The 24033-nt window shown below is 55.1% G+C and carries 24 protein-coding genes and 1 tRNA gene; 24 read left to right on the forward strand and 1 reads right to left on the reverse strand.

From position 1 onward, the window contains the following. The first annotated feature begins 1 nt into the window (after position 1). The 14 genes from ACN08Y_RS09820 (at position 2) to ACN08Y_RS09885 (ending at position 15749) form a co-directional block, all read left to right on the forward strand. Positions 2-1300, forward strand: coding sequence for an ABC transporter permease (locus tag ACN08Y_RS09820; RefSeq protein ID WP_419104394.1), 1299 nt, complete (start codon positions 2-4; stop codon positions 1298-1300). A 2-nt stretch (positions 1301-1302) separates the two neighbouring features. Then, on the forward strand, positions 1303-2595 hold the full coding sequence (locus ACN08Y_RS09825; protein WP_419099925.1) for an ABC transporter permease: 1293 nt from the start codon (positions 1303-1305) through the stop codon (positions 2593-2595). A 59-nt stretch (positions 2596-2654) separates the two neighbouring features. Beyond that, entirely contained in the window at positions 2655-3056 is a 402-nt protein-coding gene (locus ACN08Y_RS09830) for a cytidine deaminase (RefSeq protein WP_419099924.1), read from the forward strand. A 127-nt stretch (positions 3057-3183) separates the two neighbouring features. Further along, positions 3184-4482, forward strand: a complete 1299-nt coding sequence (locus ACN08Y_RS09835) for a thymidine phosphorylase (RefSeq protein ID WP_419111257.1) — start codon at positions 3184-3186, stop codon at positions 4480-4482. Between the two features lie 48 nt (positions 4483-4530). Next, a complete protein-coding gene (locus ACN08Y_RS09840) occupies positions 4531-6507 on the forward strand; it encodes a hypothetical protein (RefSeq protein WP_419112550.1) in 1977 nt (658 codons plus the stop codon). A 111-nt stretch (positions 6508-6618) separates the two neighbouring features. Continuing rightward, positions 6619-7830 carry an adenosine deaminase gene (locus ACN08Y_RS09845; protein ID WP_419112551.1) on the forward strand — a complete coding sequence of 404 codons (1212 nt, stop codon included), beginning with the start codon at positions 6619-6621 and terminating at the stop codon, positions 7828-7830. After that, positions 7814-8593, forward strand: a complete 780-nt coding sequence (locus tag ACN08Y_RS09850) for a MazG nucleotide pyrophosphohydrolase domain-containing protein (RefSeq protein WP_419112552.1) — start codon at positions 7814-7816, stop codon at positions 8591-8593. Before ACN08Y_RS09845 ends, ACN08Y_RS09850 begins: the two co-directional genes overlap by 17 nt. 277 nt (positions 8594-8870) lie before the next feature. Beyond that, positions 8871-10151 carry a phosphopyruvate hydratase gene (gene eno / locus ACN08Y_RS09855; RefSeq protein ID WP_419099919.1) on the forward strand — a complete coding sequence of 427 codons (1281 nt, stop codon included), beginning with the start codon at positions 8871-8873 and terminating at the stop codon, positions 10149-10151. A gap of 227 nt (positions 10152-10378) precedes the next feature. Then, complete coding sequence (locus ACN08Y_RS09860) at positions 10379-10999, forward strand: FtsB family cell division protein (RefSeq protein ID WP_419112553.1); 621 nt, start codon at positions 10379-10381, stop codon at positions 10997-10999. Between the two features lie 77 nt (positions 11000-11076). Next, the gene (locus ACN08Y_RS09865) at positions 11077-11643 is read left to right on the forward strand and encodes a DUF501 domain-containing protein (protein ID WP_419099917.1); all 567 of its coding nucleotides are present in this window, start codon (positions 11077-11079) and stop codon (positions 11641-11643) included. A gap of 54 nt (positions 11644-11697) precedes the next feature. Then, positions 11698-12654 (forward strand): exopolyphosphatase, encoded by a 957-nt coding sequence (locus ACN08Y_RS09870; RefSeq protein WP_419112554.1) that lies wholly within the window; start codon positions 11698-11700, stop codon positions 12652-12654. 8 nt (positions 12655-12662) lie between these two features. Next, positions 12663-14039, forward strand: a complete 1377-nt coding sequence (locus ACN08Y_RS09875; protein ID WP_419112555.1) for a S8 family peptidase — start codon at positions 12663-12665, stop codon at positions 14037-14039. A 174-nt stretch (positions 14040-14213) separates the two neighbouring features. Then, entirely contained in the window at positions 14214-15599 is a 1386-nt protein-coding gene (locus ACN08Y_RS09880) for an NAD(P)/FAD-dependent oxidoreductase (RefSeq protein ID WP_419099914.1), read from the forward strand. 73 nt (positions 15600-15672) lie between these two features. Next, positions 15673-15749 (forward strand) — tRNA-Leu (locus ACN08Y_RS09885). On the opposite strand, the gene ACN08Y_RS09890 is transcribed toward ACN08Y_RS09885, so the two are convergent. Further along, complete coding sequence (locus tag ACN08Y_RS09890; protein WP_419112567.1) at positions 15706-16065, reverse strand: helix-turn-helix domain-containing protein; 360 nt, start codon at positions 16063-16065, stop codon at positions 15706-15708. The genes ACN08Y_RS09885 and ACN08Y_RS09890 overlap by 44 nt on opposite strands. Before the next feature lie 75 nt (positions 16066-16140). Here ACN08Y_RS09890 and ACN08Y_RS09895 point away from each other — a divergent pair, with 75 nt between their 5' ends. The 10 genes from ACN08Y_RS09895 (at position 16141) to ACN08Y_RS09940 (ending at position 23894) form a co-directional block, all read left to right on the forward strand. After that, on the forward strand, positions 16141-16410 hold the full coding sequence (locus tag ACN08Y_RS09895; RefSeq protein ID WP_419112556.1) for a helix-turn-helix domain-containing protein: 270 nt from the start codon (positions 16141-16143) through the stop codon (positions 16408-16410). Then, a complete protein-coding gene (locus ACN08Y_RS09900) occupies positions 16410-17468 on the forward strand; it encodes a hypothetical protein (protein WP_419112557.1) in 1059 nt (352 codons plus the stop codon). Before ACN08Y_RS09895 ends, ACN08Y_RS09900 begins: the two co-directional genes overlap by 1 nt. 37 nt (positions 17469-17505) lie before the next feature. Beyond that, positions 17506-17883, forward strand: a complete 378-nt coding sequence (locus tag ACN08Y_RS09905; protein WP_419112558.1) for a hypothetical protein — start codon at positions 17506-17508, stop codon at positions 17881-17883. 40 nt (positions 17884-17923) lie between these two features. Next, positions 17924-18355 carry a hypothetical protein gene (locus ACN08Y_RS09910; RefSeq protein ID WP_419112559.1) on the forward strand — a complete coding sequence of 144 codons (432 nt, stop codon included), beginning with the start codon at positions 17924-17926 and terminating at the stop codon, positions 18353-18355. Positions 18356-18644: 289 nt separating this feature from the next. Beyond that, complete coding sequence (locus ACN08Y_RS09915; protein WP_419112560.1) at positions 18645-19544, forward strand: helix-turn-helix domain-containing protein; 900 nt, start codon at positions 18645-18647, stop codon at positions 19542-19544. A 149-nt stretch (positions 19545-19693) separates the two neighbouring features. After that, positions 19694-20545 (forward strand): DUF2637 domain-containing protein, encoded by an 852-nt coding sequence (locus ACN08Y_RS09920; RefSeq protein WP_419112561.1) that lies wholly within the window; start codon positions 19694-19696, stop codon positions 20543-20545. Between the two features lie 126 nt (positions 20546-20671). Continuing rightward, positions 20672-21559 carry a sigma factor gene (locus tag ACN08Y_RS09925; protein WP_419112562.1) on the forward strand — a complete coding sequence of 296 codons (888 nt, stop codon included), beginning with the start codon at positions 20672-20674 and terminating at the stop codon, positions 21557-21559. 94 nt (positions 21560-21653) lie between these two features. Further along, positions 21654-22010, forward strand: coding sequence for a hypothetical protein (locus ACN08Y_RS09930; protein ID WP_419112563.1), 357 nt, complete (start codon positions 21654-21656; stop codon positions 22008-22010). A gap of 69 nt (positions 22011-22079) precedes the next feature. Continuing rightward, a complete protein-coding gene (locus tag ACN08Y_RS09935; protein ID WP_419112564.1) occupies positions 22080-23213 on the forward strand; it encodes a transglycosylase SLT domain-containing protein in 1134 nt (377 codons plus the stop codon). A 15-nt stretch (positions 23214-23228) separates the two neighbouring features. Then, positions 23229-23894 carry a hypothetical protein gene (locus ACN08Y_RS09940; protein WP_419112565.1) on the forward strand — a complete coding sequence of 222 codons (666 nt, stop codon included), beginning with the start codon at positions 23229-23231 and terminating at the stop codon, positions 23892-23894. Positions 23895-24033: the final 139 nt, after the last annotated feature.

The following is a 24033-nucleotide window of genomic DNA, read 5'->3' on the forward strand; positions in this document are numbered from 1 at the left end:
CGTGAGTGACAACAAGCCCGCAGCCGAGCAGGTAGACCCCGCTCAGACTGCCAAGAGTGCGGCTACTAGCCCCGCGCCGGCAACTGAAAGTCAGACCGTCATCCAGCCCAAGCCTTCCACCTTTGCCCGCATTGCCGGCGGTAACATCGGCCTGTCAATCGGTGCCGCCCTGGCCGCCTTTATCGTGGGTGGCTTGCTCATTGCCGCGACGGACCCCGCCACCCAGGCCGCCTCAAAGTACTTCTTTGCCCGCCCCATTGACACCCTCAGTGCAGGCTGGAGCGCAGCTTATGACGCCTACATGGCACTGCTGCAGGGGGCGATTTTCAACCCCAACGGGCGCACCTTTAACCAGCAGCTTCGCCCCATCACCGAAACCCTGACTGTAGCCACTCCGCTGATCTTTGCGGGCCTAGCTGTCGCCCTCTCCTTCCGGGCCGGTCTCTTTAACATCGGTGCCCAGGGCCAGCTTATCCTTGGTGCCCTGGTTTCAGGCTGGGTTGCACTGAACGCTGGCCTGCCCCTAGTTGCTATGGTTCCCCTGATTATTGTTGGCGGTATCGTCGGTGGTGCCCTCTGGGGCGGTATCATCGGTGTCCTCAAAGCTAAGACAGGCGCCCACGAGGTCATCCTGTCCATCATGATGAACTACATTGCCGCCAACCTGCTGGTCTACCTGCTCAAGACCCCGCTCTTTCAGCGTGCGGGAAGCTCCAACCCCATCTCCGAGAAACTGCCCGATACGGCGGTCTTCCCCCAGCTTCTTGGGCCAGCCTTCCGCCTGCACCTGGGCTTTATCGTAGCTATCCTGGCTGTAGCTTTTGTTTGGTGGCTCCTGAACCGCTCCACCGTTGGTTTCCGGCTGCGTGCCGTTGGCGCTAACCCGCACGCCGCTCGCACCGCAGGCATCAAGGTGGCCTCAGGCTACATCATCGTCATGGCGCTCTCCGGTGCCCTCGCCGGTCTGGCCGGTGCCGCCCAGGTGGCAGGTAGCGAAAAGGTACTTACCACAGGTATTGCAGGTTCACTGGGTTTTGACGCTATCACCGTGGCTCTGCTGGGTCGGTCCAAGCCCGTTGGCACTTTCTTCGCGGCACTGCTTTTCGGTGCATTCCGTGCAGGCGGGGTTTCTATGCAGGTATCTACTGGTACCTCTATCGACATCGTGCTGGTTCTGCAGGCGCTGATCGTTCTGTTCATCGCAGCACCCCCGCTGGTTCGCTCCATCTTCCACCTGCCCGACCCCACCGGCAAAACCACCAAGAAAAAGTCAGCTCAAAAGAAGGCTGTGGAGGCATAACCATGAGTGTAGAAGCAACCAAGGCAACCAGCCTTTCTTCCGACACTGAAACTCTGGTCGTCAAAGACTGGAAAAACCCTGTTATCTATGCCGTCCTGGCCCTAGTTGCAACCCTTCTGATAGGTCTTCGCGCCCCCCAGTCAACTATTAGCCTGGGTATCTCAGACGGCGTGAGCTGGTTTAGCGCTGAGCCGCTGCGGATCAACCCCCAGACCTACGGGTGGGTTGCATCGGCCCTGATGCTGGCACTGGCCCTTTACTCTCTGGTGACCGCCAAGGCAGGTAAGACACTGGGTAAGTGGGTAGCCCCTCTCTTTTGGCTACTCTTTGCAACCGGCCTGCTGGTCTGGGCAGTTGGCTCAACAGCTAGCCCCTCGCTGTCACTGGTCTCCCTGCTTAACGGTGCTGTTCTGCTCTCTGTTCCCATGATCTTCGGTTCAATGGGCGGCCTGCTCTGTGAGCGTTCTGGTGTTGTCAATATCGCTATCGAAGGCCAGCTTTTGCTGGGTGCCTTTAGTGCAGTACTCGTCGGATCTCTGACCAAGAGCCCCTGGGCTGGTCTGGTAGCTGCCATGGTGGGTGGCATGCTGGTCTCTGCCCTGCTGGCAGTCTTCGCCATCAAATACCTGGTGGACCAGGTCATCGTGGGTGTTGTGGTCAACGTCCTGGTATCAGGTCTGACCGGCTTCTTCTTCACCCGAGTTCTGGAGCCCAACGCATCAGTGCTGAACTCAGCACCTAAACTCCCTGCTTTCGCTATCCCCGGCCTGTCGGAGATCCCCGTGCTCGGTCCGGTGCTTTTCAACCAGAACGTCCTGGTCTACATCATGTATATCGTCGTTGCTACTATCTGGTTCGCACTGAACAAGACCCGCTGGGGCTTGCGCACCCGCGCCGTAGGTGAGCACCCCAAGGCCGCTGATACCTTGGGTGTGAATGTTAACCGCCTGCGCGCTACCAACGTCCTGCTAGCTGGTGCCGTTGCCGGTATGGGCGGAGCTTTCTTCACCCTGGTATCCGTTTCATCCTTCAACTCCGACATGACCGCCGGCCAGGGCTACATCGCCCTTGCTGCCCTTATCTTCGGACGTTGGACCCCGATCGGTGCCCTGAGCGCCGCCCTGCTCTTTGGCTTCTCACTGAACCTGCAGTTCGTTCTCTCAATCCTGGGCACCAGCGTACCCACCGAACTGTTGGCCATGCTGCCCTACCTGGTGACCATCTTCGCGGTGGCAGGCCTGGTGGGCCGTTCACGAGGCCCCGCAGCCGTAGGCATTCCCTACGTCAAGGAATAAATCTCTGGTGGCTACCGCTTGGTGCGGTAGCCACCCCTGTCTTAAGCAAAGGAACAAAGATGCCCGAGATTAACTGGGAAGAGCTGACCCAGGCCGCCACCGATGCACTGGCCTGTTCTTACTCTCCCTACTCCAACTACCCGGTAGGTGCCGCAGCCCTCACCGAGGACGGCCGCGTTATTACCGGGGCCAACATCGAGAACGCCTCATACGGTATTACTCTCTGTGCCGAATGTTCCTTGATCTCTGAACTTTTCCGCACCGGGGGAGGGCAGCTGGTAGCTTTTGCCTGCGTCGATCAGGACGGAAAAGCGCTCATGCCCTGCGGCAGGTGCCGCCAACTCCTCTTTGAGCACAGCGCACCCGGTATGCTCCTACAGTCTGTGAGCGGGCTGATGACGATTGAACAGATGCTGCCCGATGCCTTTGGCCCCGAACGCTTAGAGACAGCAAGAGGCTAATCTTTCACTGCGGTTGCCTGCCCGGGAGCGGGCGCTCGCCGGTTTGAACTGGCATACTTGAACATAGAGTTAATAGCAAGCAAGAAGAGCGCGGGGAGCAAGGTAGCACTCGCGTAGAAAGGACAGCGTGAGCACCGAAGCTTTTGACGCCGTAGATGTCATCCGCACCAAGCGAGACGGAGGGGTCCTCTCACCCGAGCAAATTGACTGGGTCATTGATGCCTATACTCGCGGTGTGGTTGCCGATGAGCAGATGAGTGCTCTTGCCATGGCTATTTTTCTCAACGGTATGAGCCGCCCCGAGATTGTGCGCTGGACCGATGCCATGATTCGTTCTGGTGAGCGCATGGACTTTTCCTCAATCATTGGTCCCGACAAGAAGCTGGCTACTGCCGATAAGCACTCTACCGGTGGGGTGGGGGACAAGATCACCCTGCCGCTGGCCCCTCTGGTGGCTGTCTACGGGGTCGCTGTTCCCCAGCTGTCAGGCCGGGGTCTGGGCCATACCGGTGGCACCCTGGACAAGCTTGAAGCCATCCCTGGCTGGCAGGCCAATATCAGCAAGGAACGTACCCTGGAGATTTTGGGGAGTGTTGGGGCGGTTATCTCCGCTGCCGGTTCAGGCCTGGCACCTGCCGATAAGAAGCTCTACGCCCTGCGTGATACCACCAGCACTGTTGAGGCGATTCCGCTGATTGCGTCCTCGATTATGAGTAAGAAAATTGCTGAGGGCACCGGTTCACTGGTGCTCGATGTCAAGGTGGGCTCCGGTGCTTTCATGAAAGACCTGGCTCAGGCTCGCGAGCTGGCTGAGGTTATGGTCGATTTGGGCCAGGACGCAGGCGTAACAACCAGTGCCCTGCTGACCAATATGGACACTCCGCTGGGTCTGGCCGTTGGTAACGCCTGTGAGGTCGCTGAGTCCGTTGAGGTGCTCGCGGGCGGGGGGCCTGCAGATCTTGTGGAGCTGACCGTTGAGCTAGCCCGGGTCATGCTGAAAAACTCCGGTGTCGAGGCAGACCCCGCTGAAGCGCTGGCAGATGGCCGTGCTATGGATAAGTGGCGTCAGATGATTGCTGCTCAGGGCGGAGACCCCGATGCACCTCTGCCCACAGCCCGTGAAACTCATACCGTGCTAGCTGATAGCTCAGGGACTCTAACCCGCTTGGATGCTCTCGCCGTTGGGGTAGCCTCCTGGCGTTTGGGCGCAGGCCGTGCACGTAAAGAAGACGACGTTCAGCTTGCCGCAGGTATTATGCTTCACGCCAAGCCCGGTGATACTGTTACAGCAGGTCAGCCCCTGATGACTCTCATGACAGATACCCCCGAACGATTTGCCCGAGCCCTCGAGTCACTTGAGGGTGCGTGGACTATTGGCGGCGAGTACACGCCGTCCACCATTATTTTGGACCGAATCAACGCATAGGGTTACCTCCCTCCAGTAACTGTCCAACCGCGAGAAAAGAGAACAACCGTGGGACTTTTTAGCCGAAAGAAAAACCAGCCAGCTCCTAGCCCAGCATCACCCCGTGATGTCCTTGCAAGTGACGCAGAAACCAGTAAAGAATCAGCGGGTTCCGCCTCCTTGCCACCTGCTGAGACCGCTGTTGCGGCGGGAGTCTCTGCGGAGGCAAACGCAGGTAAAGGCTTCAAAGCCACGGTCGAGAAGATGCGCTCCAAGGCCGATGGACAGGTAACACTGAGCCTGACTCAGGCGGGTAATGAGATGAGCTACACGCTCTACCAGCGGGGCCAGGAAATTGAATCTGGCGTCATTGAGCCCGGTAGCGAGTGGTTCAGCCCGGTAGCTGACCTCTACGTCGAAGAGGAAAAAAGCGAACGCGGTGCATGGACTAGGGCACTGATTGTGGTCAACCCCGCTGTGGGTAACGAAACTGCGGTCCAGGTTTCTTTCATGAATACTGAGGCCAGCCGGACCCACAACCTTAACTATTCTCTGAATTTGGGCCATATCGCGGCACCTGCTGTGGTAGCTGCGGCTGCTCAGACCGAAGAAGCACCTGAAACTACGGAGAATCCGGAGCCTGTTGAAGAGCGACTGCACCGGGTTTCTGCTCGTCTAGCATCTGATGAAGAAGAAACCGCTCAGAGCGGTGCGGGGCTTGATGCTGATCTGGCTGAGGCCGATGCTGAAGAGGTAGGGACCGTCGATTCTGTTACTCGTTCCGATGAGGTATCAACCGCCAGCGCCCTTGGCGAGCCCCTTGATAGCCTCAGCCTGTCTGAGACCGTCGAAGAATCTTCTGAGCTGGCTACTGAGCAAGCTGACTCTGTTTCTGAGACCAGCTACGTAGCCCAGCGGTTTGCTCACACAGACGAGGATGAAAACGCGGCTGGAACCCAAGAACCTGGGGAAGAGAGCCTTTCTGTAGCTGGGACTCTTGACCCCGAGTTGGGCTTCAGTGACGAGGTTGCAGATAACTCAGCGCACATCGCTCCCCAAGCGATTGAAGAGGCCCCCCGTCTAGAAGAGCCCACTGTTGAGTCCAGCCATGAGCCTGTCGAAGCTGAGAACAAGGCTGAAGAAGGAGGCGCTGTTCACTCCGAGTCTGCAAGCCAGTACCCGGCAACCGGCGGACACTTTGATGGCACCGTTGATATCGATGATTCTCAAGCGGCTTCGCAGCCGGCTGAGAAGGCAGAAGCTCCCTCATATCTTCTGGGCCAGGCCACATCACCTGAACCTGTTTCTGATGTTCCGGCGCTACTGGTTACTGAGGATGACAGTGAAAGCATCGTAGCTGACCCTTACGCCAGTGAGGATTTGCCCAGCCATATCGACGACAGCGAATTCGGTACTGACGAAGAGCCCGCACCCTCAACAAGGGCATCTGCTTCTGTTATCCCCGCCGCCCCGAGCAAGGTTGCCGCTGCCACCCTGGATGCCCCTATGACCGGTGCCGGCGTGGACGTAGCTCCCTCTTACTCTGAGCAGAGCCAGGCCAAGCCCTCTGAGACGCAGAAGGCAGATGGCAACCTGATTCTGACTGAGGCTGAGGTCGTGTCCCGACTTGCCCCGGCTTATGATGCCCTGTTCGGCCTCAAGGGTACCGCGCTGGATGTTTCAACAGTTCTGATCCGTGTACGCACCCTGGGCTCCTACTACGATGCCCTGACTCACGTGCGTCGGAACGGTTTCTGGGAGCAGGTCCGCACCTTTGACCTGATTCCCGAAGATGTTCTGGGCATTTTGCAGCTCAAGGCTGATTCTTACAAGGAAGGCTACGGTTCACCGCTGGCTATCAATCTGCGCTTTACCCCCGGCATTCCTGTGGTTGCCTCCTTTGACTACGCCGATGAAGAGGCTTTCGTGCGCTACCCCGAGCATCTGCCCGCACAGCAGTATGTAGAGGAATTGCGTATGTTCCCCCGCACCGGAGCTAATATCCCAGCGCATATGAGTGAAGCTCTGGCCTCCTGGAATTTCTAGCTAGTCACCGCTAGGGTTTTTCACTAATGACCGGCCCCCAGCTACCGCCCCGGCACACCTTCGCGTGTGGCGGGGCGGTTTCCACAAGAAAACCATGAGAGAAGAAAACGAGTGAGCGATACCCCCACTACCTGGTTACAGTCATTGCCCAAGGTCTGTCTGCACGATCACCTTGACGGTGGTCTGCTCCCGGAAACCATGATTGAGCTGGCGCAGGAGATAGGGCACGAGCTGCCTGCTGAGGAGCCTCAGGCTCTAGCGGCATGGTTTAAACAGGCCGCTGATTCTCGTTCTTTAGAACGGTATCTTGAAACTTTTGAGCACACGGTAGCGCTGATGCAGACTGCTGAAAACTTGCGCCGGGTGGCTATGGAGCATGTCTTGACCTTGGCTGCTGACGGTGTGATCTATGGCGAGATCCGTTGGGCCCCCGAACTGCACCTGACCCAGGGGCTGAGTATGGCCCAGGCTGTTGAAGCGGTAGCTGACGGGCTCATGGACGGTATGGAACAGGTAGGGCAGGCTGGCGGGCGTATCCTGGTCAACCAGATTTTGTGCGCCATGCGCCACCAGAATAATTCCCTGGAGGTTGTGAAAACAGCTCTGGCCTACCGCCCCCTGGGTGTGGTGGGTTTTGACCTAGCTGGCCCGGAGGACGGCTTCTCTGCTGCTGACCACGCGGAGGCCCTTGATCTTGCGGCCCGTCATTTTCTGCCGGTCACCCTTCATGCGGGAGAGGCCTACGGGCTTGACTCGATTCGTCAAGCCCTGGTGGCTGGTCGTGCTCTGCGCCTGGGCCACGGTGTACGTATCACAGAGGACATTACCGCTCGGACCCTGGCTGAGATTGACCCGACCGGTGAGCTGCTGCCCGATGCTGACCGGGAGCAGACCGTCCTACAGTTGGGTGAGGTTGCCGAATGGGTTAAGAATCGCCGGACTACCCTGGAAACCTGCCCCTGTTCTAACCTGCAAACCGATGCGGCGGAACACCTTGACCGGGTGGGGCTCGGCCTCGACTTTGAACCTGCCCGTTCCTACGAGGAGCACCCGGTGGCACTGCTCCTGCAGGCTGGCTTTGCGGTAACAATCAACCCCGATAACCGGCTGATGAGCTCCACCAGCATGACCCGTGAGTTTGCTGAGCTGGCCCGATATCACGGCTTTGGTCTGACCGAATTCTTTGAGGTCACTCTCAACGCCATTAACGGTGCTTTCTGTTCCCAGGATGAGAAGCAGGCACTCTTGCGGAGCGTCCAGATGGTCTACAGCCAGCTAGCTCTCCAGGAACAAGAAGGGGAGAGCCGTGTCTCAGGAGCCTAAACCCTCGGAGCCTCAACCCTCAACTCCCAAACCCCATGAAGCTACTAACAGGCAGGGGACTGGGCAACAGATACCGGGCTCTGATAGGACTCCCACAGCGGCTGATTTCTCCCAGCTCCTGGAGATCATGCAGACCCTGCGTCAGCCCGGCGGGTGCGCCTGGACCGGTGCACAAACCCACCAGAGCATCATGCACTATCTCATTGAAGAAACCTACGAGGTTCTTGAAGCTCTTGAAGACCCTCGGGGTCTTAACCTTCCCCTGCTCCGGGAGGAACTGGGCGATGTGCTTCTCAACCTTATTTTTCATGCCCAGATGGCCTCAGAGGTGCCCGCAGAGCTGGGTGGGTTTGGCATGGAAGATGTGGTAGCTGATTTGGCCGCAAAACTGATTCGCCGTAACCCTCACGTCTTTTCTCCCCGTGAGGGTGCTGGGCCCGGCCCGAGCGCCCAGGAAATATGTGAAGCCTGGGACCGGCTCAAGAAGCTTGAGAAGCCTGAACGTAGGGGGCTTCTAGACGGTATTCCACCGCACCTGCCTGCCCTTGCTCTGGCAGATAAGACCTTGGATAAGGCCTCAAAAGCCGGTCTGTGGCCGAGTCAGGGGGAGCATCCTGCCGGTCTGCCTGCCGGTATCGAGACTGAAGATGCCCTGGGCGCTTACCTGTTTGAGCTGGTGGCTGCTGCCCGTGCCGCTGGTTTGGATGCTGAACGGTCCCTGAGGAGCCACACCCGCTCCTATATTCAGCACCACTCTGAATAGTCTCTCCCTCAATGCTCTCTGAGCGGGTGAGTGTAGGGCACCTCTCCTGTAGGGGGACTCGGCAGCTCGGAGGCTCCGGTGTTGTGAGCCGTTGGCTCTGCTCCCACAAATCACAGACGTATTGAAGAAAAAGGTGGGAAATATTGAATTTCTGTGTGCTTATGTGGGTTTTTTGGTAGACTGGAAGCATAAACGCGTCTGGGCCGAGAGGCCTATTGAGCAATCAGCTTGACGCTATACAGCCATTCCACCTTTTTATCCTTCAAGGAGCATTTTCATGGCTTTGATTACCGCAGTACATGCCCGTCAGATTCTCGACTCACGCGGCAACCCCACAGTTGAAGTAGAGGTACTTCTGGAAGACGGCGCTTTTGGCCGCGCAGCAGTTCCCTCAGGCGCATCCACCGGTGAATGGGAGGCAGTTGAGCGTCGCGATGGCGATAAGGCTGTTTACCTGGGCAAGGGCGTTCTTGGCGCTGTATCTGCTGTGATTGATGAAATCGCTGAAGAGGTTATTGGTATTGATGCCACTGACCAGCGTGCTGTTGATGCAGCCATGATTGCCCTTGACGGCACCGATAACAAGGGCAAGCTGGGTGCAAACGCTATCCTTGGTGTCTCCATGGCTGTTGCTAAGGCCGCCGCTGAGTCCGCTGACTTGCCCCTCTTCAAGTACCTGGGCGGCCCCAACGCTCACCTTCTGCCCGTTCCTATGATGAACATCCTCAACGGTGGCTCACATGCTGACTCCAACGTTGATATCCAGGAATTCATGATTGCCCCCATCGGCTTCGACACCTACTCTGCTGCCCTGCAGGCTGGCGTTGAGGTTTACCACTCGCTCAAGGCTGTTCTGCACGATCGTGGCCTATCCACAGGTCTGGGCGACGAGGGTGGCTTTGCTCCCAACCTGGAGTCCAACGCGGCAGCTCTGGACCTGATCATTGAGGCTATCGAGAAGGCTGGCTACAAGCCCGGCGAGCAGATTGCATTGGCTCTGGACGTCGCTTCTTCCGAGTTCTACAATGACGGCGCATACGACTTTGAAGGCCAGAAGAAGACCGCTGCTGAAATGAGCGCCTACTACGCTGACCTGGTTGCCAAGTACCCCCTCGTTTCTATCGAGGATCCCCTGGATGAAAATGACTGGGAGGGCTACAAGACCCTCACCGCCGAAATCGGCGACAAGGTCCAGATTGTTGGCGATGACCTCTTTGTGACCAACCCCGAGCGTCTGGCCCAGGGCATCAACGGCGGTGCTGCTAACGCCCTGCTGGTCAAGGTAAACCAGATTGGTTCACTGACCGAGACCCTTGACGCTATGGCACTGGCTCAGCGCAGCGAGTACCGTTGCATGGTTTCACATCGTTCAGGTGAGACCGAGGACGTCACCATTGCTGACCTGGCTGTTGCAACCAACGCCGGCCAGATCAAGACCGGCGCTCCCGCACGTTCAGAGCGCGTTGCTAAGTACAACCAGCTCCTGCGTATCGAGGAAGAGCTCGGCGACCAGGCTGTTTACGCCGGTAAGAGCGCTTTCCCCCGCTTTGCCAAGTAAGTCTGTTTTATAGACTGACTGCGGTGCCCCGGTAGCTACCTACCGGGGCACTTCTTTATACTCGGTCACTGTTCAGCCTATGAGGGCATAGCTCTTACCTTTTGCCTTGGTGGGGTGGGTGGGGGAGCGGGTAGACTGGTAATCTTGACGGAAGAGAGCATGCGGGCTTCTGAGTGAAGCCCTAGCAAAAGAGCGGCGGACCAACCCGCAGAATCAGGAAATACAGCATGGCACGGCAACAGGGGAACAAAAAGCCTAACCGCATTGCGGCTTTCTTTGGCTTTGGCCTGGGAAAACCGGCCGCCTCATCTGTTAGGGCTCAGCGAGCTAAACAGCCTGTGCCCTCTACCGGCTCTGAGCTCCCCGATAAGCCTGTCGCGGCGCACTCTTTCTCGGGTCACTTCATCACCTTCGCCTTGGTCCTGGTCATTATCGCGCTTTCGGTCTACAGCCCGCTTAGATCCTTTATCAAACAGAACCAGGAGATTAAGGCCGCCAAGGACAATATCACTAGCTTGGAGGCTGAGAAGAAAGATTTACAGAACCAGGTTAACCTCTGGCAGGACGACAACTACGTCAAGCAGCAGGCTCGTAGCCGTCTCTTCTACGTGGAGCCGGGGGAGACCCCCTACTTGGTAGTCGGGCTGGATCCCACCAGCGAACTTGCCGATGACACCAGTGCCGCCGCCAAGACAGCACCCGAGGACTCCTGGACCACTAAATTGTGGGGTTCCTTCCAGCTCGCGGCTGAAGACCCCAATGCCCCTCAGTCTGAGAAGGCAAAGGGCCCTACCTCCACGGGATCTGCTACTCCAACAGAAACCCCTAGGAGTCCGACCGCTCCCTAGAATTTATCCGGGTACCCGGTGACGGGCCACCCAGTAGACTAAACCGACAATGCCCACCGGCCACATCAAAGGACACCATGACCACACACAACCCCCAAGGCTTTGGCGTGACAGCCGAGACTCTTGCCCCCACCGACCTTGATATCCGGGTGCTTTCGGCACAGCTAGGCCGAAGCGTGCGTGATGTTGTGGAAATCCCTGCCCGCTGTGTGTGCGGGAATCCTCTGGTTGCGGCAACCGCACCCCGGCTGGCTAACGGCTCACCTTTCCCCACCGTTTTTTATTTGGCTCACCCCGTGATTACCGCCGCGGTCTCCCGTCTTGAGGCCGAGGGGGTCATGTATGAAATGACCGATGAGGTTACCGATAAGGTCGATAAAGCTGAGGCATACAGGGCGGCCCACGAGAACTACCTGGCTGAACGCGACCGTATCCGCTCCCTTGCCGGCCTCGATCAGGTACCTGAAATTGAGGGTGTTTCTGCCGGGGGTATGCCGACTCGCGTAAAGTGCCTGCACGCTGTTCTTGGGCATACCCTGGCGGTTGGGCGCGGTATCAACCCTTACGGGGACCAGACCCTAGATTTGATTGCTCAGTGGTGGACCCCTGACACCTGTCACTGCGACCCCACCTGGCGCGACTAAACCTCAGCCACCAGTAAGCCAACCCCCACCCCGAGACTATCTGAGGGAGAACCCATGCGCCTTGGAGCTATCGACTGCGGAACCAACTCAATCCGCCTCTTGATCGCTGAAGCCCAGTCCACCGACAATGGTATCCAGCTCAAAGACTTAGAGCGGCAGATGAAAATTGTGCGCTTGGGCAAGGGCGTGGATGCGACCGGCTGGCTGGCTAAGGAATCCCTGGAACGTACCTTCGCGGCAACCCGCGACTATGCGGCGCTCCTGAAAGAGTACGGGGTCAAGCAGGTGCGTTTTGCCGCGACCAGCGCCACCCGCGATGCCGGTAACCGCGATATTTTTACCCGCGGTATCCAGGACATTCTGGGGATTGAGCCCGAGGTAATAACCGGGACCGAAGAAGCTGAGCTGTCCTTTGCGGGTGCCCTGTCATCGGTAGGCAACACCGGTGAAACAACCCTGGTGGTTGACCTGGGCGGTGGCTCCACCGAGTTCGTTTTGGGTAATCAGAAGGGTGTTCTTGCGGCTCGTTCCGTTGATATCGGTTGCGTGCGGCTGACCGAGCGGCACATTAGCTCTGACCCGCCCAATGTCTCGCAGGTGGCTCGGGTTATTGCCGATACCGATAAAGCTCTTGCTACCGCCTTGGGTACTGTTGACCTTTCCGCTACCCAGCGCATTGTCGGTGTGGCCGGTACCGTGACAACGGTTGCGGCTCACGCCTTAGGCCTGGAGAGCTATGACCCTGCCCGTATCGACCGGGCTGATATCTGCATCAAGGAGATCAGCAAGGCGGCTGCTGACATGGTGGCTATGACTAGCGCCCAGCGCTCTAAGCTGGGGTACATGCACGATGGGCGGGTCGATGTGATTCCCGCTGGCTCAGTGATTTGGGCGCGCATTGTAGAGCGAGTCTCGGCCATGACAGGGGGCGCCGTCACCAGTGCCCTGGCCTCTGAAAAGGATATTCTGGATGGCCTTGCCCTGTCAGTAGCATCTCGCGCGGGGCTCTAGAGGAACCAATGGCCCACCAGCGTTTGCGAAAAGGCCTAGCCCTGCTCTGCGCTACTTTTGTAGCCTGTAGCGGTGCCCTGGGCCTAGCCCCCACCGCGCAGGCAGTAACTGCCAGCCCGAGCCTTTCAGCGGACCCTCAGGCTAGCCCCTCAGCATCGACATCTCCCCGGGGCGATTCTATTCGTAGCCGCGAGTACTGGCTGACCCAGTACGGTATCACCGGCTTGTGGAAGCAAACCACAGGCAAAGGAATCACTGTTGCCGTCATTGATACGGGTGTGGATGGAACCCACCAGGACCTCGTGAATAACGTCATTGATGGCTACGATGCCTCGGGCGTGAGCAGTTCTTCTAAGGGGTGGAAAGGCCTGGGCCTTGAGCCTGAGCACGGTACCCTGGTCGCTTCGATGATTGCTGGCCACGGCCACAGCGACGGCTCAACATCGGCTAACCCCGGTCAGCCGGGCAAACCTGCTGGCGTGATAGGGGTCGCGCCCGATGCCACCATTCTGCCGATTTCTCTTGAACTGGGAACCAGCGTTGCCGGTAGCCCTTCCATCAACGAGCAGATACCTGATGCCGTCCGCTACGCGGTGGACAAGGGGGCCGACATTATCAACCTCTCCGTAGGGTCCAACGACACCTCGTGGCCGGCATCTTGGGATTCTGCCTTTGCTTACGCCGAAGAAAAAGGGGTTCTGATTATTGCTTCTGCGGGGAACCGGGGTGCTGGGATCACCCAGGTTGGGGCACCAGCGACCATGCCCGGTGTGCTCACCGTAGGTGGTGTTGATACCAACCGTCAGGATTCCTGGTCTTCTTCCTCCCAGGGTATCTCCATTGCCGTGTCCGCACCGAGTGAGTCAATGGTTGGTGCTATCCCGGGTAACAAGTACGCTACCTGGTCTGGAACCAGCGCCTCGGCACCGCTGGTGACCGGGTTGGCCGCCCTCATCATGGAGAAATACCCGGACCTCACCGCCCATCAGGTCATTGAACGGATTATCTCGTCGGCAGATGATGAGGGGGCACCCGGGAGAGATGTGCTCTACGGTTACGGCATTATCAACCCCGCCAAAGCCTTGGCAGTCGATACCCCGGATGATACCCAGACCAACCCCTTAGGCTCCATGAAGGACTGGATCAGGGTTCACCGAAAGAACGCGGCCAGTTCTACCGCTGATCCCAGCCCCAGCCAAACACCTCTGCACAAGGTGGGCGAGAGCATTAGCCCGCTTGCGGCCCCCGTTCCTTCCCGGCCAGTGGAAGACTCAGGGGTTCTACCCTTTATCGTGCTAGCTGCTTTCGCTTTCTGGCTAGGAATTATTACCCTGGGCAGTATTCATCAACTTACCGGGATCCTACGGCGTAACCGGCGACGCTAGGGGAGCGGAAGCAGAGAACCTAGCCCCGGTCTTATTCCCTGCAAGGCCCTTCAGACCGCTCTGCCCATCACATGCTGGGTAAAAAACTATATTTATGCAGTTAAAAGTGGCAAGATAAGCATGGAGACTTTTTGCCGGAGTACCGGCAACACATCAACAGGAAGTTAAACACGAATGGCATTCAACAAGATTGCACAGGATCGCCCCCGCGTTCTCATTGTCGGCGGCGGCTACGTCGGTTTCACCGTTGCAAAGAAGATTCAGAAGGTTATCAAAGAATCCGGTGGTGTTGTCACCATCGTTGATCCCAACCCTTACATGACCTACCAGCCCTTCCTCCCCGAGGTTGCCGCTGGTTCCATGGAAGGCCGTAATGCGACCGTTCCGCTTCGTCAGCACTTGCGCGATTCAGAAATTATCGGTGGCCGCGTGCTGTCGATTAACCATGCCTCCAAGACCGCAACCATCGAACCCATCAACGCCGGTGAGCCTTTTGAGCTGACCTACGATGAAATCGTCCTGGGTGCCGGTGCTGTAACCCGTGCTTTCCCCATCCCCGGCCTGGCCGAGGTTGCCATTGGTATGAAGACCGTTGAAGAAGCTGTCTCTGTACGTAACTGGGTTCTGGAACGCATCGAAATCGCTTCGCTGACCACCGATGAGGACGAACGCCGTCGTGCACTTACCTTCGTCATCGTCGGCGGTGGCTTTGCCGGTGTGGAAACCATCTCTGAGCTCGAAGACATGGCCCGTGAGGCAGTTAACCGTAACGAGCGCCTGCGGGTTTCTGACCTGCGTTTTGTGATGGTCGAAGCGGCCCCCCGCATCATGCCCGAGGTCCCCGCAGACCGCGCCGAGAAAGTTGTTGCTGAACTGCGTGCCCGCGGCATCGAGGTTCTGCTGAACACCTCATTGTCCGATGCAACCGACGGCCACCTCAAGCTCATCAATATGGGCGATAAGTCACCCGCTGGTGAGCTCGACACCGACACCTTGATTTGGACTGCCGGTGTTGCTGCTTCCCCCATGCTCAAGGAAACTGACTTCCCCGTTGACGAGCGCGGCCGCGTTCGTGTTCAGGCTGACCTGCGTGTTGCTGGCGAGGACGGCGTGATTGAAGATGCTTGGGCCGCTGGCGATAATGCCGCTGTCCCCGATCTCTCCGGTGGCGGGGTTGGTGGCTTCTGCGTGCCTAACGCTCAGCACGCTTCACGCCAGGCTCTCAAGCTGGCAGAGAACCTGCTGGCTAAGCGCCGTGGCGAAGCCCTGACCGACTACTACCACGAGACTATTGGCGTTGTTGCCGGTCTAGGCCTGTGGAAGGGTGTTGCTAATATCAAGGGTAAGACCATCGGCGGTCCTCTGGCCTGGATTATGCACCGTGGCTACCACGGCCTGGCTATCCCCACTACTGAGCGTACCGCTCGTGTCATGACTACCTGGGCGCTCAACCAGGTCTTTGGCCGTGACACCTCATCAATCCGCCACCAGCGCTCACCCCGCCGGGCTTTCCAGCAGGCTACCGGTACCGCCCCCGAGAAGTCTAAGGCCAAGCTCTAAAGACTTTTCTGGTATAAATGTAGAGGCGAAGAATGTGCCAGCCCGGCTTAAGCGCCGAGCTGGCACCGCCCTAGCCCCCATAGCCCAATTGGCAGAGGCAGAGGACTTAAAATCCTTGTGTTCTGGGTTCGAGTCCCAGTGGGGGCACCACCTGGTAGGACGCTCCGTTTGGTTTGAAGCCGAACGGAGCGTTTTTCTTGTCTCCTGCAGCTATTGAGACTGGGGGAATTTTCGCATTAATAATCCCTTCACCCAGAAGCTCTCCTAGAGTGATTCCTAGCACGCCCGAAATGATCAGCAAGTCATTCAGAGAGAACGCAATTTTTCCTCGCAACTTCTCCGAAGTGCTACCTTGTGAGATTTGAAGAGCTTCTGCAAGGTCTACTTGCTTCAATCCGGTGCGTGCCATCCAAGCTCGTATCTCGTTTGCTATGACTTGATTCGGGGTTAGTGTTAGTACGTTCATGCCTCTAAATTTACAGGGGTAGGATGGATATTGCAAGCATAAGCCTATAAAAATATTTGCTGAACCTATAATTTTGTGTTGCAAAACTTCGGTACAACCGATATTGTTCTAGGTATGACCTATGTAGAACAGATTGCCGGGAACGTCCGGGCGGAGATGGGACGCCGGCATATTACACAAAAAGAGCTTGCTCCTCAGATTGGCATCTCCCAAGTTCAGCTCAGCAGCCGCCTTAACTGTCGAGTTGAGTTCAAGCCCAGTGAACTTGAAAAGATCGCGGAGTTATTCGAACTCCCAGTCTCTGTACTTACCGCCCCTACCTCACTTTCCCCGGAGGTTGTCTAATGTCTCTTGAAATGATGGTCTGGGCACTCCGTAAAGACCTCGGCAACTCAGAATTCAAAGCGATGATTTACATCGCCAACGAAGCAGGAAGCGATGGAGTCTGCTACACCGGGCAGAAGAAACTTGCAGCCCTCTCCGGGCTAGGAGAACGCACCCTGCGCCGAAGCATCTCAAAGCTGCGCGAGATGGACCTACTGCACACAGAGCGTCGCCCCGCAGAATTTGCCCGTGGACGCAAAATGGACGCAATCATCCTGCACCCAGAGAATAGCGACCATGAGCTGCCGGTTCACTTGAAAACTGCTGATGAGATTAACGAATACAGGCGTCTGCGCAAAGAGTATGAAACATTTGACGACCTTGTGGATAACTTACCCGAGGATCAACCGGTCAAAATGGCCGGTAGATACAAAGTCACTAGTCAGAGCCAACCGGTCAAAATGGCCGGTAAATCGTTCAACCGGCCAAAACAGGACGTTCAACCGGCCAAAATGAGTTCTTCAACCGGCCAAAATGAGCACCTCGAAACCGTGCCCCTTAAAAGGAACGCGCGCGCGTTTAACCCGTTTAACCCAGTTAACCCCTCTTCCTCCTCACCTGAAGAACTTAACACCAGTAGCCCTGTGGAAAACTCTGGCGCTGAGGAAGATGATGCAAAAATCAATCCCTCTCCAGTAATCCCCGCAGATCCTCCAAAAGTTACTCACGGAGTTCCCCATCAGCTCCTGAGAAAAAAGCTGGAAGCACATCTTGGCACCAATCTGAGCTATATCTCAGAAGAGCTTCTAGCTGACATGGTCCAGTCGGTCTTCAAAAATACCCACGTGGCAGTTAGGCACCCTCTGAACTACACGGTGGCCTGCATCGCTAAAGACTTCCACATGATTTATGCAGTAGCCGTCACTGAAAAAGAAAAACGAGCAACAAAATCACGCAACCGACCTTCCAGCCTTTCCCCCGCTCAGCAACCGCACCTCAAAACCTGCCCCACCCACAACGTTGAATACTACGAAACCACCGAATGCTCCTGCTGCCGGTCAGAAAAAATCGGCAGATAATTCCAACCCACGACTTAGACCAGAGGAAAGTAAAACCATGACCACCAATACAGCCAATACCAACCTAAAGATTCCGTCTGAAGACTTCTTTGCAGATTTGATTCACAAACTTATGACCAACTTTTTGAAGTTTGCAGGTATTAGCGCCATCTTTTCATTCGCTATTTTATTTGGCACTCACTCTTACCTGGCCTCTAAGGGACTCACCTCAGAAACCGGTGTGCCGGCAACACCAGAAGCAGAGCTGGTTATGGGCGCAGCCGGAACCATCATGGAGACCTTCATTTACTGCTTAGCCGCATTCTTCCTGTTCGTATTTATCCTTGAGCTTTACCGGCTCAGGAGAGCAAAACGATCCATGACACAGCCCTTAGGCACTGGGTATCAGGTGCAGGCCACTGACTCGCTGTCATAGCAAGGAAATCGTTTAGACCCTCCTGAGAAGGACTCGCACCATGATAGAACAATCTCCACTGACTGAAGAAGAAATCAGGCTACTCACAGCAGACCTTGAAGGCCGCTACCAAGCTACCTCAATGCTTCCTGTCCTTGCCTACCGGAGCAAAGTGTGGGAAGCGGCGGGATACCAAACCTGGGAAGACTACCTAGAAGGTGAATTTTGGCAACTGAGTGGGTATACGCCGAAGCCTGGGGAAGAAGCTGAAGCCGTCCGCTTCTACGCTTCTTACGGTATGAACGCCAGGGCTATCGCAGCTATCACCTCCCTGCCAGTAGAGCAAGTGATTAATCAAATGAGTCATTCGAGTTCCCACATTGATGAAAGCCAATTCAAACTCGGACCTTCTGCCTCTCGCGTTATCAAAGGAATGAGCTTAGCGACCATGATCCAAACCCATCCACTGAGCGTTAAGGATTCCCTGCAATGAAATTGAAAAAACATAGCTGCATGTCCTTACCAGTAGCTTTCTACTCGGTGTGGTTTATATGGACATTTTGTCTCACGTACATGACTGTATTTTTTGCTAACCGACTCTTTATCCCTGACAGCTATTGGGAATGGGTAATCGCACTATGCGCCTGTCTGTATCTTTTTAGCTTTATTGGCCTGATAACTCTTGGTGTACTCGACAGAGTAGCTCATCCATCCCTTAAGAAACCCTTGTCTTGAATATCAGCAAAACCCCAACCCCATAGATTTTTACGATTGGAGCAATCATGAGCACCGCAATTTTAGAACCCCTAGAACAAGAAACGCTCACCGGCGAACTCGTTGATGTAGCTGATAAAGCCGAAGCACGAGCCCTTACTCAGAGAATCCGCTCAACTCTTATTGACGCTCAGCAACTTGTGATTGAAGCCTTCGAAAAGAAGGTCTGGATAGCATTGGGCTACAAAAGCTGGAATGCCTACGTTACCTACGAATTCACGGGCCTAGAACTGAACCCACCCAAAGAAGAGCGGGTGGCAGCCATCGCCCAGTACACCACAGCGGGCATGTCTACCCGGGCTATTAGCGCGGTCATGGGAGTTCACCATGCTACGGTTGCACGCGGTGTAGCCGAAGCCCAGGAACAAGGGCTTTTGGATGAGGAAACTATCTCTGAGGGGCTAGATGGTCGGATTCGGGTATCTTCTAAGAAGAAAAACCGGTCTGATACTGGTGACGACACTTTTGAATTGGCCGATGATGTCCTTGATACACCTGCAGAAGACTTGGGAATTGGGTTTTTCAAAACGCCGGCAGGAAAAGGTCAGCCGTCTCAGAGGAAAAAAGAAGCTCAGACTGAGAAATCTGAGGTAGTCGATGATGAGAAAACCACTACTAGCGCTGACTTCATCCGAACAGGTTTCGACTCAGTTGAGTACCACTTGAATGAGCTTGTGCAGAACATCCAAGACTTGGTTTTGGGTAACGGTGATGAGAACTTCTCAACAGATCAGTACAGCTCCCAAATGGTTGAAGCAATTACCAGGGGCATGGCTTCAACCGTTCATCTTTTCAAAAGAATGAACATCCAGCCAGATCTCTTCGGAGAGCTCAAGGAGATTGAGAGCCGGCTTGAAGCTATCGTTACAAACTTGGATACAGAGTTGACGCGACTTCAAGAGAAGTAAGAAAAACGGTAGAGGCCCCATATCGAGGGCATGGGGCCTCTACCGTCCTTAGGAAGAAATATTCACCTTGTCTTGAACAGTTCATACCACACGACTGGTAGGAACAATGATGAGTATTTCATGAAGAAGATTACCAGAAAATGGCACTAATGCAGAAAAATAACAGTTCACGTACAAGAATTAATCCCGACTCCCGTAAGATGCTCTGGTTCACCATCGTTCTTGTGGGGTTACTAGGATTCACCTCTTTCGTTGTCTCCTTCAATGGGCTTCACGATGTGGCCGCTTGGGTGGGTCTTCCTTGGTGGTTGCGGTGGGCGGTGCCGGTTTTTATCGATATAGCAATTTTGGCTTATTCGATGGCTGCTGTCATCCACCGGGCCAGGAATGAGCCGGTCGCTTTGACCTGGCTGACTCTGGGGGTATTTACTTCGGTTTCAGTTGTCGCAAATGCTGCTCATGCTCTTGCGGTAGGGGAAGGAAGTACAGTGGTTCAATCATGGATTGGTGCAGCTATAGCGTCAGCGGCTCCTCTGAGTGTGTTTGCGGCTACTGAGGAACTCTCCCGATTAGCGTTCGGTATTGAGTCGGAGGACGGGGAGAAAAATCCTTTGGACATGGAATATCTCGAAGCGGCAACTGTCGCAAATGCGACAGTTGATGAAGCTATCACTCCGGCAGTGCAACGTATGGAGCTGTCTGCGGTAGCTCCGGCTTCTGAAAATGAAGGTGAAGCGCAAAATACGGTTAATGACTCTCAGCTGGATGGTTCAGATACCGTCCCTGATTCTGGAGTTGGCGGGGTGTCCGAGTTACGGGCCGGTGACATGCCAGGCGATGATGCTCTACGAGTTGCAGTTCGTGAGGCTATTGCGAAGGGGGAAAGGCTGACCGGGGCCTGGGCAGGACAAATCATCGGGAAGAGTGCTCGAACTGGCCTGAATCGACTGAATGCCTTGCGTCAGAGGGAACCTGAATTATTCGAAGAAGAAAATAAGTAAGATTCTCATCTTCTGTTATACCCAAGTCGGCTAGATGTATGCACTAGCTACAAAAAATCATAATTATTAAACAGCTCGTATGAGGGGGTCTTCCCCGAGCAGGCAGTCAGGGGAATGAAAACCGCTATGAACGCACCAGAAGAAGATTTCAAGTCACCAGGCCCAATGAACCAGTGGGACAACAAAAAACTTGAGGCATGGAAGTCCACTCGCCGTCTTATCGCTAGGAAAATGACCGGCAAGCACTCAGAATTTGTGGATGACGTTCACCAGGATACTTTCATAGCGGCGACAAAGAACATGCACCTTTTTGATGCTGACCGCGGAAGTTTTGAAGCGTGGATTAGCGGCGTAGCGAAGAACCGGGTAGCTGAATATATGAAGAAGGTGCGTCAGCAATTTCTGCTGGAAGAAAAGGCGATGAGCGATGCGCAAAATGCTACTTCCTATATGAGTCATGAGGAGCCCGACCATAGTGATGACATCATCAATCGTCTTGATACTCTTGCTAGGGTGTCGAGGGTCTTGAAGATCGTGGAATGCTCATGGGAGCAGCGTTTGTATGACAGGTCGATGTTTTTGATTCGTGACTGCGATGGTGATTTTTCGTTGGCGGCAAAGCGTTTAGGGATGAAGGCGACTGCCTTGCGTGAGTCTCACCGGCAGATGATGGAACTAGCGCAGGTGATTGACCGAGCTTTGGTCGGGCATTACGAACGAGTTGCTGCACGCAATGTTGCGCCTGTGACAATCCGGGAGATTTTAGCTTGCTTCCCAGATCCAGAGGCTGGGGATATGGAGCGTGAGTGGCTGCGCTTTGTGCCTTTGGCAGTGATGAAAGCCGGCGCTTTTTCTGTTTCTCGCAATGAATTGGTTGATAGGGTTTCTCGGCTGACCGGGTATGCTCCGGTTACTGCAAGGCATGTTGTTGCCCGGTGTGAAAGGCTCTGTCTGATCGCTCGGACGGTTCTTGAATCAGGCTCAGAGATCTACGGAGAGTCATTAATGGCGTGAATATATGAAAGACCTAACCGTTATAACGGTTAGGTCTTTCGTTTTTGCTTGGTATTTGACTTACAAAACGGCTATATCTTCCCTAAAAGTGGGTATGAAACCATTCCGAAAAAGAAAATCTGAGATCAGCGACAACACTCTCTATAGTCTCAATGAAGACGAGGAGGTCGATCTTTCTTTACCTAAGAAGCTGTGGCTGGATATGCGTGAGAGGTTGGAGGAAGCTCCTGATGGAGACACTCTTTTCTACCGCATAGGTCATTGGATGGAGGGCTCTAAGCTTCGGTTAGTTTTTTCTGGGCTGTTGATGATTCTTGCTGTCCTCTTGGTTTTTGGTCTCGTTTTAGCGCTATCGCTTTCTACCCGCCCGTCCTCAGTCGATGATTCCGGCGATTATCGAAAGGTATCCGCTTTAGCTGCTGTGCAAGCGCCGAGTGAGCTGGAGGTGTAGTTGATGGGGGTAGGTAGGGGAGCAGTTAGGTGGGGGACGCGGGCGCTAGTTCTGAAAATTATCGGGTCTTTGATTGGGCCGCTGACGTTTATAGTCATATTTGCCTTTGCTGTGGGATCCTTAGCTCTGATTGGTGGCTATGGTGCATGGGAAGAAAACCAGCAGTTGCAAGCTGCTGCACGTAGTTGCAGTAACCCTATTAGCGTTTCCGAGGGCTCCACGACGGTTAACGTTCCTCAGGAATATAAAGAGGCAATTGATAAAGCCGGCAAAGAGTCAGGGATACCGGCTCAGATTATCGCTGCGCAAATTCAGGCTGAGTCCAACTGGAATCCCAAAGCGGAGTCTCCAGCAGGGGCTAAAGGACTAACACAGTTCATTCCTTCAACATGGGAAGCCATCGCGCCAGGAGAAGACCCCTTTGATCCGTTCGCTTCCATTGCGGCGCAGGGCCGTTATATGAAGCAGATGAAAGAGCAGCTTGAACATCTGGCAGGTGGGGATGCGAATAAGGCAATCGAGCTGGCTCTAGCTGGTTACAATGCTGGCCCTGGTGCTGTTGTGCAATACAAAGGTATTCCGCCATTCCCTGAGACTCAAAATTACGTTGTAAAAATTATGGGTACCTCGCAGATGACCTACTCCAAAGGGTGCTCTCAGGTTGCAAAAGTTTGGGATGGTGATTTAGGAGACGGGGAGTGGACCAATCCCTGCCCAGGGTGTGTGAAAACTTCAGGTTTCGCTCCGCGCGCTTTAGCTGTTGATGCCCAGAATCACTTTGTTCACTGGGGTGTTGATCTGGCCAGTCCTGGTGTTGGAAACAATCCCGGCACTGAAATTGTTGCGCCGGTTAAGATGAAGATTACAGATATTTATGAGGCAGATGGTTGTGTCTTTGCAACAGCTACCGAGGGGCCTGAATTTGGCTTCTCATTCTGTCACTTGCACTCCTATGATGTGAATCCAGGTATGGAGGTTGAACGTGGGACGGTCATTGGTGTTGAAGGTGGTACTGGCGGGGGAGTGAAGAACGCTTTTTCTACGCACCTGCACTTAGAGATTTACAAACCGGGTTTTGACTATACAAACTTCAAGTGGTTCACCGCCCGAACTGGCTGGGATAACCCGGGTGGCAATATCGACCCTGAGCCTATCTTGATTGAAAAAGGAGCTATGACCTGTAGCTTCTCGATCTCCTGTTAGAAAGGAAACTCTGCGATGCGTGGAGCGCGTGAGAAAAAATATTTAGTTGCCGGCATAGCGGTTGTCTCTGCAATCATTGTGCTCATTATTGCTGGGGTCGTTGCTCTGATTGCACAGGGGCCACTTAGTCAGCAAGAAGCTAGAGTTGAGGTATCTTCCCCAGCTCCAACCAGTAGTATTGCGGCCACTGCTGAACCTAGCGTGAGTCCTGAGCTGATTGTGGCAGACGGTACATGCGTAGATCCATCATCAGTAGACCGAAGCGACCCAGATAAAGTGGCTGAGGCAGTTATGAGCATTTCTTTTTGTTATGACTCAGTTTTGGATGCTACGACTACTGATGCGATGCGGCGTGCAGAACCTCTTATGAGTGAGAATATGCGCTCTTTGCTCGTTGATAATGGGCGTAACGCGCTCAGCTCTCAATTCCTGGAGGCAGCAAAGGGCCGCGGGTACTCCTTCGTTGATGTCGTGTCGGTGGGTTCCGATGCTCATGGGTCAGAGCATGGTTCTGGAAACTATCAGGTGACAAAAATGGCTACCTGGAAGTGGAAGTCTAGGGATGTCAAAGGAACTATGGATGGTGGGTATGCTGTGTGGACTATGACGCTTATTCAGGATGAATCAGGGAATTGGGTACTTGATTCTTATCAGCTTGGGGCTTTTCAGCCAGCTTTCTAGCGTTCAGATAGGGGGCGGGGCAACTGTCGCAAATGCGACAGTTGCCCCGCCCCCCTATGTTCATGGGGTGGTGAACCTTTGGTCAAGAAGGGCATGCTGACTAAGCCCGCGACAAAGAGGAGGGGGGGAGCCTTGGCAA

Source organism: Rothia sp. P5764 (assembly GCF_048512965.1).
Classification (GTDB): Bacteria; Actinomycetota; Actinomycetes; order Actinomycetales; family Micrococcaceae; genus Rothia.